Annotated in this window: 16 protein-coding genes and 1 riboswitch; of the genes, 4 read left to right on the top strand and 12 right to left on the bottom strand. The window is 48.9% G+C overall.

The annotated features are described in order from the left end of the window. Positions 1-201: 201 nt before the first annotated feature. On the top strand, positions 202-777 hold the full coding sequence (locus NFR99_RS06755; protein WP_120484430.1) for a hypothetical protein: 576 nt from the start codon (positions 202-204) through the stop codon (positions 775-777). Between the two features lie 141 nt (positions 778-918). On the opposite strand, the gene NFR99_RS06760 is transcribed toward NFR99_RS06755, so the two are convergent. From NFR99_RS06760 to NFR99_RS06805, 10 genes are all read right to left on the bottom strand, one after another. Further along, positions 919-1,485 (bottom strand): thiamine phosphate synthase, encoded by a 567-nt coding sequence (locus tag NFR99_RS06760; RefSeq protein ID WP_120484455.1) that lies wholly within the window; start codon positions 1,483-1,485, stop codon positions 919-921. Further along, entirely contained in the window at positions 1,472-2,629 is a 1,158-nt protein-coding gene (gene thiH / locus NFR99_RS06765) for a 2-iminoacetate synthase ThiH (protein ID WP_251353270.1), read from the bottom strand. The genes NFR99_RS06760 and thiH overlap by 14 nt, the downstream gene beginning before the upstream one ends. 13 nt (positions 2,630-2,642) lie before the next feature. Further along, positions 2,643-3,413 carry a thiazole synthase gene (locus tag NFR99_RS06770; RefSeq protein WP_135975796.1) on the bottom strand — a complete coding sequence of 257 codons (771 nt, stop codon included), beginning with the start codon at positions 3,411-3,413 and terminating at the stop codon, positions 2,643-2,645. 43 nt (positions 3,414-3,456) lie between these two features. Then, positions 3,457-4,104 (bottom strand): sulfur carrier protein ThiS adenylyltransferase ThiF, encoded by a 648-nt coding sequence (gene thiF, locus NFR99_RS06775; protein ID WP_135975797.1) that lies wholly within the window; start codon positions 4,102-4,104, stop codon positions 3,457-3,459. Further along, positions 4,104-4,301 (bottom strand): sulfur carrier protein ThiS, encoded by a 198-nt coding sequence (thiS, locus tag NFR99_RS06780; RefSeq protein WP_120484434.1) that lies wholly within the window; start codon positions 4,299-4,301, stop codon positions 4,104-4,106. The genes thiF and thiS overlap by 1 nt, the downstream gene beginning before the upstream one ends. Before the next feature lie 11 nt (positions 4,302-4,312). Beyond that, positions 4,313-4,924 (bottom strand): thiamine phosphate synthase, encoded by a 612-nt coding sequence (thiE, locus tag NFR99_RS06785; protein ID WP_251353271.1) that lies wholly within the window; start codon positions 4,922-4,924, stop codon positions 4,313-4,315. Between the two features lie 104 nt (positions 4,925-5,028). Further along, entirely contained in the window at positions 5,029-5,910 is an 882-nt protein-coding gene (gene thiD, locus NFR99_RS06790; protein WP_135975799.1) for a bifunctional hydroxymethylpyrimidine kinase/phosphomethylpyrimidine kinase, read from the bottom strand. Then, positions 5,900-7,207 (bottom strand): phosphomethylpyrimidine synthase ThiC, encoded by a 1,308-nt coding sequence (gene thiC, locus NFR99_RS06795; protein WP_251353272.1) that lies wholly within the window; start codon positions 7,205-7,207, stop codon positions 5,900-5,902. Before thiC ends, thiD begins: the two co-directional genes overlap by 11 nt. Positions 7,208-7,295: 88 nt before the next feature. After that, positions 7,296-7,404, bottom strand: a riboswitch (TPP riboswitch). A 118-nt stretch (positions 7,405-7,522) separates the two neighbouring features. Beyond that, positions 7,523-8,677 carry a toxic anion resistance protein gene (locus NFR99_RS06800; RefSeq protein WP_120484437.1) on the bottom strand — a complete coding sequence of 385 codons (1,155 nt, stop codon included), beginning with the start codon at positions 8,675-8,677 and terminating at the stop codon, positions 7,523-7,525. A 22-nt stretch (positions 8,678-8,699) separates the two neighbouring features. Further along, entirely contained in the window at positions 8,700-9,962 is a 1,263-nt protein-coding gene (locus NFR99_RS06805) for a 5-bromo-4-chloroindolyl phosphate hydrolysis family protein (RefSeq protein ID WP_135975801.1), read from the bottom strand. Between the two features lie 253 nt (positions 9,963-10,215). On the opposite strand from NFR99_RS06805, the gene trhA reads away from it, so the two are divergent. After that, on the top strand, positions 10,216-10,902 hold the full coding sequence (gene trhA, locus NFR99_RS06810; RefSeq protein ID WP_135975802.1) for a PAQR family membrane homeostasis protein TrhA: 687 nt from the start codon (positions 10,216-10,218) through the stop codon (positions 10,900-10,902). A gap of 135 nt (positions 10,903-11,037) precedes the next feature. Here the strand turns inward: trhA and NFR99_RS06815 are convergent, their stop codons facing one another. Both NFR99_RS06815 and NFR99_RS06820 read right to left on the bottom strand, forming a co-directional pair. Further along, positions 11,038-13,491, bottom strand: coding sequence for a hypothetical protein (locus tag NFR99_RS06815; protein ID WP_120484439.1), 2,454 nt, complete (start codon positions 13,489-13,491; stop codon positions 11,038-11,040). A 16-nt stretch (positions 13,492-13,507) separates the two neighbouring features. Continuing rightward, complete coding sequence (locus NFR99_RS06820; protein ID WP_251353277.1) at positions 13,508-14,647, bottom strand: class I SAM-dependent methyltransferase; 1,140 nt, start codon at positions 14,645-14,647, stop codon at positions 13,508-13,510. 180 nt (positions 14,648-14,827) lie between these two features. Here NFR99_RS06820 and NFR99_RS06825 point away from each other — a divergent pair, with 180 nt between their 5' ends. Together NFR99_RS06825 and NFR99_RS06830 are read left to right on the top strand one after the other, a co-directional pair. Continuing rightward, a complete protein-coding gene (locus NFR99_RS06825) occupies positions 14,828-15,520 on the top strand; it encodes a hypothetical protein (protein WP_243126696.1) in 693 nt (230 codons plus the stop codon). 212 nt (positions 15,521-15,732) lie between these two features. After that, complete coding sequence (locus tag NFR99_RS06830; protein WP_120484440.1) at positions 15,733-17,787, top strand: DHH family phosphoesterase; 2,055 nt, start codon at positions 15,733-15,735, stop codon at positions 17,785-17,787.

A 17,787-nucleotide genomic window follows, 5' to 3' on the forward strand; every position in this document is an offset into this window, starting at 1 on the left:
ATAATAATCTGCGTTTTCTATGAATTATACCATAGCTCCTTATATAATAGCAATTCTTACCTTCCATCCTGAGCTGAACTGTTACTATATCCTTACCGCCAAATTTCAAGATTTTCCCCCATTCGTCCACAAGTGTGTTATACTACTATCAATACCCGGCAGCGGACTGCCTCTGCCATTCAGAAAGGAGTTTCTATTCAAATGAAAAGCATCAACAAAACCCAGAACAGAGCCATTGGAAAAGGGCTTTACTATTTATTTTTCGCTGAACTCTTCAGCCTCTTATCCGTTATTTCCGCTTTAGGCTCCATAACGCTTGTGATTTCATCCTTTATTTCTATTTACGCCCTGTACAACATGTTCAAGGCAGAACCGAAATACCAGCCTGCCTTTATTTTTTCTGTAGTCCATGTACTTATGGCGCTGCTTGTAAGCTATTCTTACATCAGCCATGCGCCGGCATATCTCACAGCGCTCTTTGAGATGGCCTTCTATGTACCGCACATTGCCATGCTCTACTGTATCTGCACTACGACAGGGAAAGCGCTTGAACGTCTCAATCCTGCGCTTTCCCAGCGCGCCTCTTTGATTTGGAAGATTTTCCTGTTCTACGATCTTCTGGTTATCGCGCGTATACTGCTAACGACCTCAGGTGCGCCTGAGACAATGTTTACCTCAGAGACGGCAAATGTCGTAACAGTTATTGTATCCATCGGAGCATCTCTTTTCTATCTGTTTTTCCTCTGGCAGAGCCAGACGCTTTTACAGAAAGATTGATAAATATCGCATTAAAAACCCGTGCGCGGATTTCTGAAAATATCTGCACACGGGTTTTCTATCTGCGCCTGGACACAGCGCAGACTTCTGCTGCGCACGGCCTGTACCATCGGTTTTCTTCCCAAAAATCATAACTTCAGCTTATGGATTTCTCATCACTCCTGACATCACACAGTACCCTGCCGCGCCCTGTTCCAGCACAGAAGCGGCATTTTCTTCCGTAATACCGCCTATGCCGTATACAGGGAGTGGAACTGCCCGGCACACTTCCTGTAAAAAGTCCAGCCCTCGCGCCGGAATCCCTTTTTTGCAGTCCGTAAGAAACACATGCCCTGCGGTAAGGTAGGAAGCGCCCAGCGCGCACGCCTCCTCCGCCTCTTCCACGGAGTGCACCGAAGCGCCGATTCTCCGAAATCCTTCCAGCTTTCCGGCCATCCCGCGCAGTTTCCAAAGCGGCAGATGGATGTCGGGACATCCCAGCTTCCGCGCGCATTCTGTCCAGGTATGAAGAATACATAAAGTTCCATGCCTTCTGCATACGGCAAGTACCTTTTTCGCCAAATCCTGGTACTTTTCCTCTTCCAAGTCCTTCTCTCTGAGGATAATCCCGGCGGGATGGCAGGATGCAAGCCAGTCAATCTGTTCTAAAAACGGTCTTTCACACAGGCGGCGGTTCGTTACCGCCAGCATATTTTTAAACGTATACATAATCATTCATCACCGGCTGCATCCCCCGCTCCAAAAGCATCTGATGGATTTCCGCTACGCCGCGGCTGTCGTCAATCTCAAACTGCTCATCCCCTTTGTCCTCCAGCTCTTCCACATGGCTTCCTACGCCTGTGCTTACTCCTGCGGAAATCTTTGTCGCCGCAATCGTGACAATGTTATCGCGGAACCGGGCGCTTTCCCTCGTGGAAATCGTGATTCCCGCAAAGGGCATAAACAGCCGGTATGCTGTAATTACCTGCAGAAGCTGTGCTTCATGCACATCCTTCGGGTTAATTTTATCGTTGTTGATAATCGGGCGGAGCCTTGGACATGAAAATGCAATCTCTGCCTGCGGATACTTCCTCTGCAGCAGCCATGCATGGATTCCTGTAGCAAACGCATCTTTCCTGAAATCAGCCAGCCCCAGCAGCGCCCCGAATCCCACGCCCCGCATACCGCCCTTCAGGGCACGCTCCTGTGCATTGACCCGATAGGGAAATACCCGCTTATGCCCGCCCAGGTGAAGGGTTTCGTATTTATCGGAATCGTAAGTTTCCTGGAATACCGTAACATAATCTGCACCGCATTCGTGCAGATATGCGTACTCATCGCTGTTCATCGGATACACCTCAAGCCCCACCATCTTAAAATACCTGCGGGCAATCTTGCAGGCTTCTCCCAGATATTCAACATCCGATTGTTTCCTGCTCTCCCCTACCAGAATCAGGATTTCTTCGAGCCCGGTAGCTGCAATCGCCTCCATTTCCTTCTCAATTTCCTCATAAATAAGCTTCGCCCTTTGAATTTTATTGCGGCAGTTAAATCCACAGTAAATGCAGTAATTTTCACAATAATTGGAAATATAAATCGGTGTAAACATATACACGGAATTTCCAAAATGCTTCCGCGTCTCCTGCTGTGCAAGCTGCGCCATTTCTTCCAGGAACGGAGCTGCCGCCGGGGAGAGCAGGGCCCCAAAGTCCTTTGGCGTACGAATATCGTTCGCTAATGCCAGCCTCACATCTTCCGCCGTATATTTCTCATAATCATATTGATTCATGGCTGCCAGAACCTGCGTCATCACATCTGACTCCAGAACTTCCATGCCCTCCATGTATTCCATATGGTTCCATCTGTTTTCCATCTTTCCACGCCCCCTACTCTGCCAGGAATCCCGTCAACGGGGAAGATGCAGACGCGCGCCCGTCCAGAACTCTCCCCATGCCTGCCAGGTATGCGCTCCGTCCTGCCTCAATCGCCTTTTTAAATGCTTCTGCCATAGCAGGAATATCTCCCGCCGTAGCGATTGCTGTATTTGCCATGACTGCCGCCGCGCCAAGCTCCATCGCCTCGCATGCCTGCGAAGGCCGCCCAATCCCTGCGTCCACAATAACAGGCACATCAATTTCCTCAACCAAAATCTTAATAAACTCCTTTGTAGCCAGGCCTTTATTTGTTCCAATCGGCGCGCCAAGCGGCATCACGCAGGCTGCTCCCGCGCTTACCAAATCTCTTGCTGCATTTAAATCCGGATACATATATGGCATCACTACGAAGCCTTCTTTTGCAAGGATTTCGGCAGCCCGAATCGTTTCCTGGTTATCCGGCAGAAGATATTTGGTGTCACGGATAACTTCAATTTTCACAAAGTCCCCGCACCCCAGTTCCCGTGCCAGCCTGGCGATACGTACCGCCTCATCCGCATTTCTGGCTCCGGAAGTATTCGGCAGCAGCGTCACGCCGGCCGGAATATGATCCAGGATATTCCCTTCGCCGCCGCTGTTGGCACGCCGTACCGCCAGGGTAATGATTTCCGCCCCCGCATGCTGCACCGCCGCTTTAATCAAATCCAGATTGTATTTTCCCGAGCCCAGAATAAATCTGGAGTTAAATACATGTCCGCCTAAAATCAATTTATCGTCTTTCATGTGCTCTCCTCTTTTCCGTGTCAAATTCTATATACATAGCCGCTCAAGCTTCGCTTTCTCCGAGTATCAGCCGCACCGCCATATTCGCCTGATGCGCCGCGCAAAGCGTCACCCTGGGCGCCATCAAGCTGATTCCGCCTGCAATATCGCTGACTCCGTCCCCGCAGATATACAGCCTGCGCATCCTTTTATGCGTCTGTATCAGGTTGCTGCTTCCATATCCCGCCATCCCGGTTCCCGCCACGAGAATTGTTTCCGGCAGTTCCGCCAGCAGCGTGTTCACCAGCATTGCCTTATTTTCAGCCACGTCAAACGCCTCGCAAACCAGCCTGTCCCCCCGAAAAATTTCCGCCGCATTCTGAGACGTCACTTTTACCTTGTCCACAGTCATTTTTATATAAGGGTTTATTTCGCGGATTTCCCCCGCAAGCGCTTCCGTCTTATCCATACCCAGATGCTTCATCTTGTAGACCTGCCGGTTCAGATTGCTGCCTTCTACCTTATCAAAATCCACCAGATGAAGGCTTCCGATCCCGGCCCTCGCCAGCATCACCGCGATATTAGAACCAAGCCCTCCAAGCCCCGCGACTGCAGCGTGGGCATGTTTCATTTTCCGGTGGTTTTCCGGCCCGTGGCGTTCTATCAGCAGCGCATCTATTTCTTCCTCTGTTAAAACTTTATGTACTTCCATCAGCCGCCACCTACGAAATTTACCACTTCAAATATATCCCCGTCCGCTGTGACAACAGACGCATACTCTGCTTTCGGAAGAATTTCCCCGTTCCGCTCTACCGCAATCCGCTGCAACGTGAACCCCTCCGCCAGAAGCATCTGCTCCACCGTCGTTCCCGGAGACACTTTTCTTTCTTTTCCATTTAATTTTATCATTCCAGATCCTCTCAGCCCATTTTTCTGCGGAATCCCCGGATAGCGCCCGGAATATCCCCCGCTTTCATAATTCCTCCGGAAACCGCCAGGCCGTCGCATCCGCATTCCAACGGTTTCCCGCAATTTTCTGCTGTAATTCCTCCTACCGCTAAATTGGGAATCTTCACCGCATCCAAAATCTGCCTGTACCTTTCCTCAGTGATAGGCACTGCGTCTTCCTTTGTCTGCGTAGGAAACCATGCCCCGCTGCCCAGATAATCTGCGCCTTCTTTCTCTGCCGCCCGCGCCTGCTCCGGCGTCTTTGCCGTAGCTCCTACCAGCTTTCCTGCGCCGAGCAGCCTGCGAGCGTCCATTACCGGAATATCCTCCTGCCCCAGATGCACGCCGTCTGCCCCACAGAGCATAGCAATATCCACTCTGTCATTAATGATAACCTTCGCCCCTGAATTCTCCGCCCATTCCATCAGCAGCCGCGCACGGCGCAGATATTCCGCGGAAGAAATATTTTTCTCCCGAAGCTGGATATAATCTATGCCCGCCTTAACCGCCTCGCAGATTTTCTCCTTTCCGTAAGAGAAATCCGTAATCAGGTACAGCCATTTCTTTCCTGTCCCGTGTATCATTGCCTGTCCTCCATTTTCTGACATCCGTACTGCGTATACCGTATCCCCGCAGTTTAGTCCTGCTCATTTTCTAACATACCGTATCCGAAGGCAGCTTCTTCGCGCTATCTTATCTTCATCTTCCAGAGATGGTTCAGCGCTCCGTGCCCATGCCCGATTCCCGGACTGTTTTCCAGGCAGCCTGTCAGATATGTTTTCGCCTCCCGTACGGCTTCCTCCAGAGAATATCCCTTTGCCAGATTGCAGGCAATCGCGGACGACAACGTGCAGCCTGTTCCATGAGTATGCCGTGTCTCCACGCGCCTGCCCGGAAACCAAATGCCTTTCTCTCCGTCATACAGATAGTCGGCAGGCGCACCTTTGCGGTGCCCTCCTTTTATCAGGAACGCCGTGTGCCAGTGCTCAGAAAAGGCATACGCCATGTTTTCCGTCCATAAAACGCTTCCGCAATCCGCTTCTTTACTCTGCTCTTCTATAGCCGCCTTTGGATAGCTCCCACTGCTGCTCTGCATTTCTTCTTTACCCAAAGAACCCTTTAGAAAATCTGCCAGCTTTCCGGCTTCCGGCACATTCGGCGTAACCAGCGTAACTTTGGGAAACAAGATTTGCCGCATCGCTTCTGCCGCATCGGAGCGCAAAAGTTCTCGGCCGCTGCTGGAAACCATGACCGGATCGAGCACGACGTGTTCCAGCCCCCAGCGTTCGATTGCTTCGCTTATCACTTCTACATTTTCTCTGGAGTACACCATCCCAATCTTCACCGCATCCGGCCGAATATCCTCCAGCACACTGGAAAGCTGCGCCGCCACAACCTCCGGAGGCAGCTCTTCCACTCGCTGGACGCCAAGGGTATTCTGGGCAGTTACGGCAGTAATCACACTCATTCCGTAAACTCCATAGGCGCACATCACTTTCAAATCTGCCTGAATGCCCGCCCCCCCGCCGGAATCCGACCCTGCAATGGTAAGCACTTTCTTATTCATCATAAATATTTACGATTTCACCGTCCAGGATACGGTTCATATTTTTCACCGCGCAGAAGTTCCCGCACATGCTGCAGGTATCCTCTTTTTCCGGCTTCGCAGACGCACGGTAACGCCTTGCCTTTTCCGGGTCGATACTCAGTTCAAACATGCCTTCCCAGTCCAGCTTCTTCCGGGCTTCGCTCATCCGGTTGTCCCAGTCCACTGCGCCTTTAATGCCTTTCGCCACATCCGCCGCATGAGCCGCAATCCTTGACGCGATAATTCCTTCCTTCACATCTTCCAAATCCGGCAGGCGCAGATGCTCGGCAGGCGTCACATAGCACAGGAACGATGCGCCGTATGCCGCCGCCACCGCGCCGCCAATCGCCGCCGTAATGTGGTCGTACCCCGGAGCCACGTCTGTCACCAGAGGCCCCAGCACATAAAACGGAGCGCCCTGGCAGATGGTCTGCTGGATTTTCATATTTGCCGCAATCTGGTCAAGCGGCATATGTCCCGGTCCCTCAACCATTACCTGTACATCCTTCTCCCAGGCGCGTTTCGTCAGCTCTCCCAGGGTAATCAACTCTTCAATCTGGGAAATATCCGAGGCATCCTTTAAACATCCCGGGCGGCAGGCGTCCCCAAGGCTCATAGTAATATCATATTCCCGGCAGATATCCAGAATCTCGTCATAATGCTCATAAAACGGATTTTCCTCCCCCGTCATTTCCATCCATGCGAAAATAATGGAACCGCCCCTGGACACGATATTCGTGAGACGCTTATTCCTCTTAAATTTCCCGGCAGTTTCCCTATTGATGCCACAGTGGATTGTCATAAAATCCACCCCGTCCTCCGCATGCATCTTCACAATATCCAGCCATTCCTGAGATGTGATTTCTTTCAGCGGCTTATGATAATACACTACCGCGTCATAAATCGGCACTGTACCGATGATAGCCGGGCACTCGCTGGTCAGTCTTCGCCGGAACGTCCGGGTATCGCCGTAGGAACTCAAATCCATAATCGACTCCGCCCCCATTGCCACAGCGCTGTTTACTTTCGCCACTTCCACATCCATGTCCTTACAGTCCCTGGAAATCCCCAGGTTTACATTGATTTTCGTCTTAAGCCTGGAACCAATCGCTGCAGGGCTTAAAGACGTGTGACGCTTATTCGCAGGGATAATCGCCTGTCCCTTCGCCATCAGCTCCATCAGCTCCTTGACATCCATCTCCTCTTTCGCCGCCGCAGCTTCCATCTCCGGGGTGACAATCCCTTTTCTTGCGGCATCCATCTGTGTTGTGTAATCCATACATTCCTCCTGTTTCGCTTTGTGGGTAATTCCCTTTACGGCAACAAGGGCGTCCCTGACGGAACGCCCCTGTTTTCTGCACTCACTGCGCACATATTCTCTCATTTCCTACGCCGGCATTATCCGTATCAGGTTCATGGGTCGAAATCCGCTCGTATTTCCTCTCAGCCGGCGCGCCAGCTCCCCGTTACTTTATCAACTTGTGCTTTTATGATAAGCCCTGCCTGGAAATTTGTCAAATGGGTTTTCAGAATTCACTTATTTTATATATATGGAAAACAACCGCTTCCAAAAAACGCAATATCCCCATTCTGCCTACCGCGCCCCTACTGTACTGAGCAGTTTACTTTTCAGTTCTCCCTCAATCTTCCGCATTTCTATCTCCGCCGCCTGCCTCTTTTCCCGTCCTTCCCGCTGGATACGAAGCACTTCATCGAGAGTAGAAATCAGGGATTCATTTGTTGCTTTCAGAGTTTCAATGTCTACAATCCCGCGTTCGGACTCTTTGGCCGTCTCGATGGTAGCCATTTTGAGGGTCTGGGCGTTTTTGCGGAGCAGTTCGTTTGTCATATCCGTGACTTCCCGCTGGGCTTTCGCTGCCTGAGAAGCATGGGACACGCCAAGAGCCAGCACCATCTGGCTCTTCCAGAGCGGCACTGTGTTTACCAGAGTAGACTGGATTTTTTCAGCCATTGTTGTGTCGTTCTCCTGGATCAGCCGGAGCTGGGGGGCTGTCTGCAGAGAAATCTGGCGGGTCAGCTCCAAATCATAAAGCTTTTTCTCAAAACGTCCGCACATGGAATCCAAATCGCGTACAGCCTGGGCGTCTTCGGGAAGCCCTGACTGATCGGCTTTCTGCATAAGTGCAGGCAATTCCTCTGCCCTTACCTGAGCCAGCTTCTTTTTTCCTGCCAGGATATACATAGACAGTTCCTTAAAGTAAGTTTTATTCAGTTCATACATCTTGTCCAGCATTGCCACGTCTTTCATGAGCTGAACCTGATGCCCTTCCAGCACCCGGGTGATTTTGGTCACATTCGCTTCTGCCTTTACATACTTAGACTTCATAGCGCCCAGTTTATTTGTTCCTTTCTTAAAAAAGCCAAAAACACCTTTCTCTTCTTCCACAGCGTCAAAGCTTTTAAGCTCTGCAACCACATTTGTAAGCATGTCCCCGACCTCTCCCAGGTCTTTCGTGCGCACGTTTTCAAGCGCAGACTCCGAAAAGTCCGCCATCTTTTTCTGCGCCCCCGCCCCATACTGCAAAATCATGCCGGAATTGTGCAAATCAATCTGTTTTGAAAAGTCCTCTACCATCTTCTTTTCTTCCTCTGACAAAATGGACTCTTCATAAACCGGAACCTCTGCCGGTTTTTCCGGCGCCGCTGCAGGCACAGGCGCTTTCTCTTCCTCAAATGGATGGAACGTCAATGTCGGCGTTTCCTGAAAATCTTTAAATTCTTCTCTCATGTCATCCTCCCGTTTCAATATATTAGCTGTTCAACGGCGTATTGCGCGCGCCAAAATCTGCGCCTGTCAATCCCTCCTGCGCCAGCATTGTCTGCAGCACGGTGATATCTGAGGAAATATCCCACGCCTTGTCCTGAAAAAAGCTGTCCAGAAGATTTTCAAACGCCTGGTTAATGGTATCCAGGGTTCCCTCTATTTCCTGCCTTGCAGAAAGGATATTGCTGCCCTGCACAGGCTGAGCCGCCATATCCTGATAAGCTTCCAGCAGTTTCACGGTAGTAGGCAGATAATACCCCATAAACTTATGCAGCTCATCCACAAGCTCCGGCTGCTTCTCCACTCTCTGGAAAATCTTCTGTACAATCAGTTCCATGCGGGAAATCTTTTCCTCTATTTCCCTTCCGGAAACGGCATCCCGGCATGTCCTTATTTTCCTGAGATATTCTTCACCTTCATGGATAACTTTCTGCGCCGCCTCTGGCAGTCCCGGATTATCCTCTGCATTCAAGCTCTCGGGCGCTGCGCTTTGCCGCTCTTTTTCTCCCTCTATCCGCAGCCGCTGGCGTTCCTCAAGCTGCGCCTGTGCCGCACAGTACATATCATACGCTTCATGGCTCACCATTAAGCAAGTCTCCTGCTTATCCAAATGTCCCTGCAGGAACATTCCTCTCCGCAGCATATTCCGTATATCGCGGCGTACATAACCCTCTGATTTTCCCACTGACGCTGCCAGTTCCCTGAGCGAGCAGTAGTTTCTGTTCCTGAAATTCCCTATGTAGGCCCGGAAACGTTTCACCCGCCTTATCATTCGTGTTCCCATTCCGCCTACAATGCCGCCGGCAAGCGCAAAAGGCAGGAACGCCGCCGCCACTTTCAGAGGCACGGGAAATCCCCCCAAAATCCCTACCCAAAGCAGAATCACTGCCGCAATACCAAGCCCCCCTGCCAATGTATAACCGCTTACGGAGAGCGCAATTCCCCCTCCCATCGTTCCGGCTGTGCTCCGAAACAGTGCATTTGCGCTTACAGGCACCATCTGATTCATACCCTGTTTCTTCTTTTCACGCATCCCCTGCTTCGGGGACACATTGCGGTACTTTCCTTTTCGGTTTCCCTCATTAAGCTTTTCTTCTGCATAGGATAGCCCCTGGCTGACTCCCTCCACTGCCTGGTTGATTGTCCGGCTGATTGTCTCATTTAATTTCTGAAAATCCTGGGAATCAATCGCAGACTGCACAAGATTCCTGATGTCATTACCTAAATTTGACCAGTCCTGATTTGTCATTTTTTACTCACCTCAAATTTAATACGCACTTTTCATAACCGCCTTGCCCGCGGCCGGCTTGCTGCCATTTTCTTAATTATAACCTTATCTGCCGTAAACTACAACGAACTTTTTTCTTAAAAAACCCTTGCATTTTCCATTCCATAGGTATAATATATCCATAACATGACATAGTATTTAAAACTACATTAAGTATTATTGACTCTACTTATTGTATTGGCGCATTTTATTTTAGCAGAAAGGAAGTACCACTATGGCAAAAGAAATAAAAATGGCATCAAAAAAATTAAAAGACCCCGGCAGCGCAATTACTCATTTTATCGGCATGATGATGGCGGTTTTTGCGGCAACCCCGCTTTTGATCAAGGCATTCAGGAATCCTGACCGTCTCCATCTGGTTTCACTTACGATTTTTATCCTGAGTATGATTCTTCTCTATGCTGCCAGTACGATTTATCATTCCCTTGATTTATCCGAGCGGGCAAACCGTATTTTACGGAAAATCGACCATATGATGATTTTTATCCTAATTGCAGGAACTTACACCCCTGTTTGTCTGATTGTACTGAATAACCGGACAGGATATCTGCTCTGCGCTCTGGTATGGGCGATTGCACTTGTGGGCATCGTAGTAAAAGCTTGCTGGATTACCTGCCCAAAATGGTTTTCCTCCGTGCTTTACATCGGCATGGGATGGGTATGCGTGCTGGCATTTACCCAGATTGTAAACGCCCTTCCGCCCGCCGCATTTGGCTGGCTTTTGGCCGGAGGCATTATCTACACGATCGGCGGTGTAATTTACGCCCTGAAGCTGCCTATTTTCAACTCCATGCACCCTTCCTTCGGCTCTCATGAAATCTTTCATCTGTTCGTGATGGGCGGAAGCATCTGCCACTTCGTGCTGATGTATGCTTTTGTGGCGGGAATGCCGATTGCATAGAGCTGTTCCTCAGCATTTGTCAAAATGAGAAACGGGCGGCTGCAAAACAAGCGATTCCGGCGGCATACAGTACTTATATTTGATTATGTGTACCATATGCCGCCGGACTCTTGTTTTTACAGCCGCCCGTTTTCTTTATTCCGTAATCGGATCGAGATATGTGATAAACACATTCCCCGCCTCTTCAAACATATCTTTGCTGTCCTGCAGCCCTGCGTAGGTCAGTTCTTCGTCCCCTTTCTCCAAAAGCCTGGTGTTGTACTCATCATAGCCTCCGATAATCACCACCCCGCCGGGCGTCTTCGCCAGCACCGGGGTTCCGGCGCTTACAAAATACAGCACCTGCTCCAGTGTACATCCGGTAAGGTCGAGAACCCTCTGGCTCATCTCTGACTGTATAACTGCCGCATCCAGCTTATATTCCCGAAACACTTCAGGGAAGGTCTTGACATTCAAATCCAGCTTCGTTTGCTTATTTCCTCTCTCCCATACCATCCTCTGTTTCCCGTCAACTACAACGCCCAGCATCTCATCTGCCCTGCGGATTGCCTGGTTCGCAGAAGTATAAATACCGTCCAGGTATCCTTTCGCATACACGTAATAAAGATCCTCGGACTTTTTCTTTGGCTCAAGAATAATCTCTTTCGACCCCTCAAAAATCTGCTGACGGCATTTAATAAGGCGGGGAGGCTCTGCAGCCTTTAACGCAGTTCCTACTTTCAGGATATGAATTTCCTTTTTCCTTTCCGAAACTGCCGTCGTCAGCCCAAAACTTGTCTCTTCGCTGGCAGCGCTTCCCACAATCTGGTCTTCCGGAGCTTCCTGATAGCCGCTTCCTGATTTACGGATGCGTTTAAGGGTCATCAGGCCATCCTTAATCTCTGCTTCGGATACATAACAGTCTTTGGGCGCGTAATCTTTCACCGTCTGCCCGGCTTCATTTACAATCAATATCTGATGCATCGGGAAAATTTCGCTTCCTTCATGGCTAAGGTCTATCTTTTCGGTATCCGCCAGCCCATAGGCAAGATCCTCTCCTATAAATCCCAGAAATTTTAGTCGCTGACCCTCTCCGCAGGTGATTTTCCGCATCGCATGAGTTTCCAAATCCATAACTGTAATTGCTGAAGCGTCGTATGGGTCTTTTCCATCCATCCACCCAAACTGCCTTCCCGATGCGGACGCCCCATAGCATCCATAGGCCAGCCCCGAAATCACTTTGTCCACCTGCCTGCTCTCCATATTCACAAAATATGCTTCTTCATTGACCAGCAGATAAAAACCATTTCTGTCCTTCGTCACATATGCCAGGGACTTGACGTCCCGTTTCAACAGGGAAAACGCCTGATTCGTATCCACAAACAGGCATTCTGTCACTACCGAACTCCCTGCATCATAATAATAAACCGCCACGCCGGACTCCCCTTCATGGATTCCCCGGTTCATATAACCGCAAACCAGAAAGTACATGCTCCCCTGCTCATCGATATTGACAACCTGTATATCATTCCGGTTATACATTGACCTGGAATCTAATTTCCCCTCCTGCGCAAAACTAAATACCTGTACCAGTTTATTCCCACTCACATCATAGCTCCACAGTGTACCCTCGCGTACAAAGGCAAAGAAGTTATTTTTCAAGTCATTCTTATACGTCACATCGCGTCCGGTAATTCCCAGAATAATACCTTTCTCACTCAAAATAGACGCTTCCGGATCAAACACTTCGCTGGTATCCCTTTCAAAATCCAGCAGAAGTATCCTGGAGTCCGTATAACGCATCCTGTAATATTCCGATACCCGGTACAGCTCCGTGCGGTTGTCCTCGTCAACGGCAGAAATCATATAGTCCAGGACAACCGTGCCTGTATTTTCATTCAGCTCACAGATATTCGGAACCGGCGCATAATAAAGCTTTGGTGATATCCCTTTCCAAATCATCTGGGACGTGCTGCTGTGGATATTCACATGTGCAAAAGTGGAATTGTCTGCCTCCGGATCCGGCTCCACAAACTCCTCAATATTTAAATCGTTCCCTTCCAGGCAGTTTTGGTAGAAATCGGTGGCAAAATCAATGTATGCCTTCGCATTCAATCCGTCCTGGCGTATAATCCTGGTATAATAATAAATGTCACGGTTCCCGGAAGTAATTACGATTTTCAGCATATACTCTGTGTTGATCAGGATTTTATTCTGCAATTCCAGGGTAGCGGTCACATACTTTTCGCCCTCTTTGATTTTCGTTACTTTTGTATTTTCCATCGAAGTCTTTCCATCGGAGGTAAGCACCTCAAAGCTTACGCCGCTCACCTGGCGCTGAAAAGGCTGAATCTGAATCGTGAGCGTCCGCTCACTGCTGATTGGCGTGAGCGCATCACGCATCGCCATTACGTCCATTTCCTTCACATGGCCGTGCAGGCTGTTCATCTGTGTTTCTTCCTCCAGGACATAGACCAACGGCAGGGACGGCTCCCCCATTTCCTGCGTAGAATCCGGCTTCCCCCGATTGATAATCCTTCCAAATACAAATACTGCCGCGAAAAATATAAGCAGCAATATTCCTACCCTTATCATTATTTTTTTAACCATTCCTGTGTGCCTCCCCTTATGGCTTCAGCAATCTGCCCAGCAGAGGTTCCACCCCCAGGAACTCTGCGCAGGCATCCAGCTTTTCATTTTTCTTTCTGCCTCCTGTCTTTACTGCACGGATCAGGATATTTTTCGGCGTATGTTCCATGTCGATGAATTCAAGTATCTGAACCTGATACCCCTGTTCCTCCAGATACCCTGCCCGCAGCGCGTCCGTGACCAATGCCGCCACCCGCTCTTTGATAAGCCCGTATTTCAACACCGGCTCAAGTACGCTGCTATGTATCTGCGCGTTCAGTTCGTGCTGGCAGCACGGCACTGACAAAATGACTTTTGCACCCCATTTTACCGCTTTATCCAAAGCGTAATCGCTGGCTGTGTCACACGCATGGAGCGTCACTACCACATCTACTGTACCGCCGCTTTCATAGGATGCGATATCCCCCGCCAGAAACGTAAGCTTTTCATAGCCATATTTCTCTGCCAGCTGCCTGCAGCGCTCGATAACTTCTGTTTTCAAATCCAGGCCTATTACCCGGATATCCAATCCCTGCAGTTCTTTCAGATAATAATACATAGCAAATGTGAGGTAAGATTTTCCACAGCCAAAATCAAGAATCGTCAGCTCCCGCCCTTCGTCAAGCTGCGGCCGTACATCCTCAATAAATTCCAGAAAACGGTTAATCTGCCGAAACTTATCATACCGCGCTTTCACAACTTTCCCTTCCGGCGTCATCACCCCCAAATCCACCAGAAAAGGCACCGCTGTCCCTTCCTCCAGAATATACCGTTTCTGCCTGTCATGGGACAAGTCCGCTGCACGCCCTTCCTCCTGCCTGCATTTTCTTTTTACTGTGATATTTCCCTTTTTTCCTGCAAGTACAGATATATTTTCTTTCGTAGTAAGCATCTGCATCTGCTTAAAATCTTCCCGAAGATGCCGCACCAAAACCTGCACCAGTTCTTCTTTCCTATAGTTCCTGTGCAATTCCTGCTTCCCCAGCTGCTCTGACGCCTGGAACAGAAGCTCCCCCTTCTGAGCGATAGGGCGTATCTTTATCTTACGGATACCTTCCTTTTTCCTGGCGCCGCTAAGCACGATATACACCAAATTCCCATTCAGGCACTCATCTAAAATTTTCTGCAATTCTTCCATTCTGCTTTTAAATCTCCCTGTTTCCAAAAGGGCAGACGCCCCGGTAAAATACTTTTCCTCTATTGTAATGGGTTTGTCCCAAAACCACAACCCGGAAATTAAAATTTTTATAACCATATAAGTTCCTTTCTTCCGCCGCGTTTCATATAATATATAAAATGCCTGTGAAGGAAAAATCACATGAATTATCAGGGATATTGCAGATGCGCAGGCTGCCCGGTAAGGCGGCAGGAAATGGAATATGAAATGGGAGGTGGAAACAGCTATGTACCGGGGTACGGCATGGATATCCAGCCTGAATATGGTACCTGTCCATGTATGGCACAGCCAAGAGGAATGAATATGCCCCAAACACGGGACGCCGATATGTGGCAGCCCAGAAATCCGGATAGCTGGCAGCCATCAAACGGAAACACGCTTCCTCCACAGAGGATGCCCGCAGCACAGCCGGCGGCAAACGGAGAAATGCCCTACTATCAAATGCCGGGATATCCTCAAGCGCTCTGGCAGGAAATGGAAAGCGATAAAGATATGCAAAAGCTAAAAGAAATGTATCCGGACGCAGCAAAGGAAATTCTTCCTTATATAGAGGAAGAATGTGACAAAATGGAATATGAAGGCAGCGTCATGTTTGATGAATATCCGGATAGGGTAATGATGGGAAAAATACGGAATACTATTTACGATAAAGTAAAAGACAAATATGAACTCCCCGAAGACGGAGATAAGGACGAGGTTCTTGCCATGAACCGTGAAACCAGAAGGCGCTATCCGCCAAGAAAAAACTGGCTGGGCGATATGATAGACGTCCTGCTGTTCCAGGAAATGCACCGCCGCAGATGCCGTCACAGGAACTGCCGCGGATGGCGCTGAACTCCGTAAATATTCATCTATCATCTTCTGGCTTTCCCTCACCGCTTCCTGGGAAAGCCAAAAGATTTCTAACGAAATCCTTTTGAATGAAACTCTGTGAAAAACCACTTCCCAATCCCGCCAAAAAATGCTATGATGAATATAATTGTCCGGCTGTATGGAAACTGCCATACAGTTATAGATATACATTCCCGTATACGAGGAGGAGCGGCATGAACGGCAGGAAAAAAGTAAAGTTCAACGGAAAGCTCAAGTCATATATGCAGTGGCCGCTGATTATGACGGTCTTTTTAATACTTATGGATTTTTTAGTATACTGCATAGATATAAAAGCAGGATTGGTAGTATCAGCCTTTACGGTAGTCTACCTTATTATCGCGCTGGTTCTCCTGCTCCACTACAAACCTAACATCATGAATGAAATGATTTATTTCGCCACCCAGTATGGACAAGTACAGAAAAAGCTGCTGGAGGAATTCGACATTCCTTATGCGCTGCTGGACTGTGAAGGAAAGCTTATCTGGATGAATTATGAGTTTGGCAGGATTATCGGAAAAGACAAGGCTTACCACAAAAATATCCAGATTCCGTTTCCTGAAATCGACCCCGGAATGTTACCTTCTAAGCGCAGCCATAATTCTGTAGAAATCACTCACAACGAACGGGACTATCGTGTACAGTTCCGCAAGATTTCCGTAGAAATCCTGGACAAGTCCGTGGATATTATAGAAATTCCTGAAGGAAGCAGCTATCTGATTGCCATGTATCTTTTTGACAACACGGATTTGAATGAATGTCTGCGCGAAAACCAGGCGCAGAAAATGACAGCCGGATTGATTTATCTTGATAATTATGACGAGGCCCTTGACAGCGTAGAGGAAGTGCGCCGCTCCCTTCTGGTAGCTTTGATTGACAGGAAAATCACAAAATATATTTCCGATTTGGACGGCGTGGTGAAAAAACTTGAAAAAGACAAATATTTTATTGCCATAAAATACAAGAGCCTGAAAGACCTTGAAGCCTCTCGTTTTTCTCTTCTGGAAGAAGTCAAGACGGTAAATATCGGAAACGAAATGAATGTAACGTTGAGCATTGGCATTGGCGTTAATGGGAGCGGTTATATCCAGAACTGTGAATTTTCCCGGATTGCCATTGAGATGGCGTTGGGACGGGGCGGCGACCAGGCCGTTGTCAAAGACGGAGAAAATATTTCCTACTATGGCGGCAAGTCACAGCAGATGGAAAAGAGTACCCGCGTAAAAGCGAGGGTGAAAGCCCATGCACTCCGGGAATTTATCGGCGGTAAAGAAAAAGTTGTCATCATGGGACATCAGGTCACGGATATAGATTCCTTTGGCGCGGCAGTCGGCGTCTACTGTGCCGCGAAAATGCTGGGAAAACACGCGCATATCGTCTTAGGAGACATCAACGGTTCCATCCGCCCCTGGGTAAGTCTTTTCCTGGACAACCCGGATTATGAAAAGGATATGTTTGTCACCCATGCAGAGGCAAAATCTATTGTAAACAATGATACGGTCGTCGTAGTGGTAGACACAAACAGGCCCAGCATGACAGAATGTGAGCAGCTGCTCCATATGACGAAGACTATCGTTGTCCTCGACCACCATAGACAGGGCAGTGAAGTAATAAAAAATGCGGTTCTTTCCTATATTGAGCCGTATGCCTCCTCCGCCTGTGAAATGATTGCGGAAATCCTGCAGTATTTTTCAGATAATGTACGTCTGAAAAGCCGCGAGGCGGACTGCATCTACGCAGGCATCATTATTGATACCAATAACTTTGTCACAAAGACAGGCGTGCGTACTTTCGAAGCTGCCGCGTTTCTGCGCCGCTGCGGGGCAGATGTAACCCGAGTGCGGAAGATGCTTCGAAACGATATGGCCTCTTATAAGGCAAGAGCTGAAGTCGTACGGCACTCTGAGGTATTCCGGGACTGCTACGCCATCAGCGTCTGCCCGCCGAACCAGGCGCTCGAAAGTCCTACAGTTGTCGGCGCACAGGCCGCTAACGAACTGCTGAACATCATCGGCGTAAAAGCCTCTTTTGTAATGACTGAATATAAGGGCCGGATTTATATCAGCGCCCGCGCCATTGATGAAGTTAATGTCCAGATTATTATGGAACGTATGGGAGGCGGAGGCCACTTAAATATCGCAGGAGCGCAGCTTGACGGCGTTACCTTAGAAGACGCAAGAACAAAATTAAAAGACACACTTATTAAAATGTCAGAAGAAGGAGCGATTTAA

Origin of the sequence: Hominisplanchenecus murintestinalis, assembly GCF_943193015.1 — a bacterium.
Classification (GTDB): domain Bacteria; phylum Bacillota; class Clostridia; order Lachnospirales; family Lachnospiraceae; genus Hominisplanchenecus_A; species Hominisplanchenecus_A murintestinalis.

Coding starts and splice junctions, on each gene's coding strand:
- NFR99_RS06755 (WP_120484430.1), top strand. CDS start 202: ATGAAAAGCATCAACAAAACCCAGAACAGAGCCATTGGAAAAGGGCTT.
- NFR99_RS06760 (WP_120484455.1), bottom strand. CDS start 1,485: ATGTATACGTTTAAAAATATGCTGGCGGTAACGAACCGCCGCCTGTGT.
- thiH (WP_251353270.1), bottom strand. CDS start 2,629: ATGGAAAACAGATGGAACCATATGGAATACATGGAGGGCATGGAAGTT.
- NFR99_RS06770 (WP_135975796.1), bottom strand. CDS start 3,413: ATGAAAGACGATAAATTGATTTTAGGCGGACATGTATTTAACTCCAGA.
- thiF (WP_135975797.1), bottom strand. CDS start 4,104: ATGGAAGTACATAAAGTTTTAACAGAGGAAGAAATAGATGCGCTGCTG.
- thiS (WP_120484434.1), bottom strand. CDS start 4,301: ATGATAAAATTAAATGGAAAAGAAAGAAAAGTGTCTCCGGGAACGACG.
- thiE (WP_251353271.1), bottom strand. CDS start 4,924: ATGATACACGGGACAGGAAAGAAATGGCTGTACCTGATTACGGATTTC.
- thiD (WP_135975799.1), bottom strand. CDS start 5,910: ATGATGAATAAGAAAGTGCTTACCATTGCAGGGTCGGATTCCGGCGGG.
- thiC (WP_251353272.1), bottom strand. CDS start 7,207: ATGGATTACACAACACAGATGGATGCCGCAAGAAAAGGGATTGTCACC.
- NFR99_RS06800 (WP_120484437.1), bottom strand. CDS start 8,677: ATGAGAGAAGAATTTAAAGATTTTCAGGAAACGCCGACATTGACGTTC.
- NFR99_RS06805 (WP_135975801.1), bottom strand. CDS start 9,962: ATGACAAATCAGGACTGGTCAAATTTAGGTAATGACATCAGGAATCTT.
- trhA (WP_135975802.1), top strand. CDS start 10,216: ATGGCAAAAGAAATAAAAATGGCATCAAAAAAATTAAAAGACCCCGGC.
- NFR99_RS06815 (WP_120484439.1), bottom strand. CDS start 13,491: ATGGTTAAAAAAATAATGATAAGGGTAGGAATATTGCTGCTTATATTT.
- NFR99_RS06820 (WP_251353277.1), bottom strand. CDS start 14,647: ATGGAAGAATTGCAGAAAATTTTAGATGAGTGCCTGAATGGGAATTTG.
- NFR99_RS06825 (WP_243126696.1), top strand. CDS start 14,828: ATGAATTATCAGGGATATTGCAGATGCGCAGGCTGCCCGGTAAGGCGG.
- NFR99_RS06830 (WP_120484440.1), top strand. CDS start 15,733: ATGAACGGCAGGAAAAAAGTAAAGTTCAACGGAAAGCTCAAGTCATAT.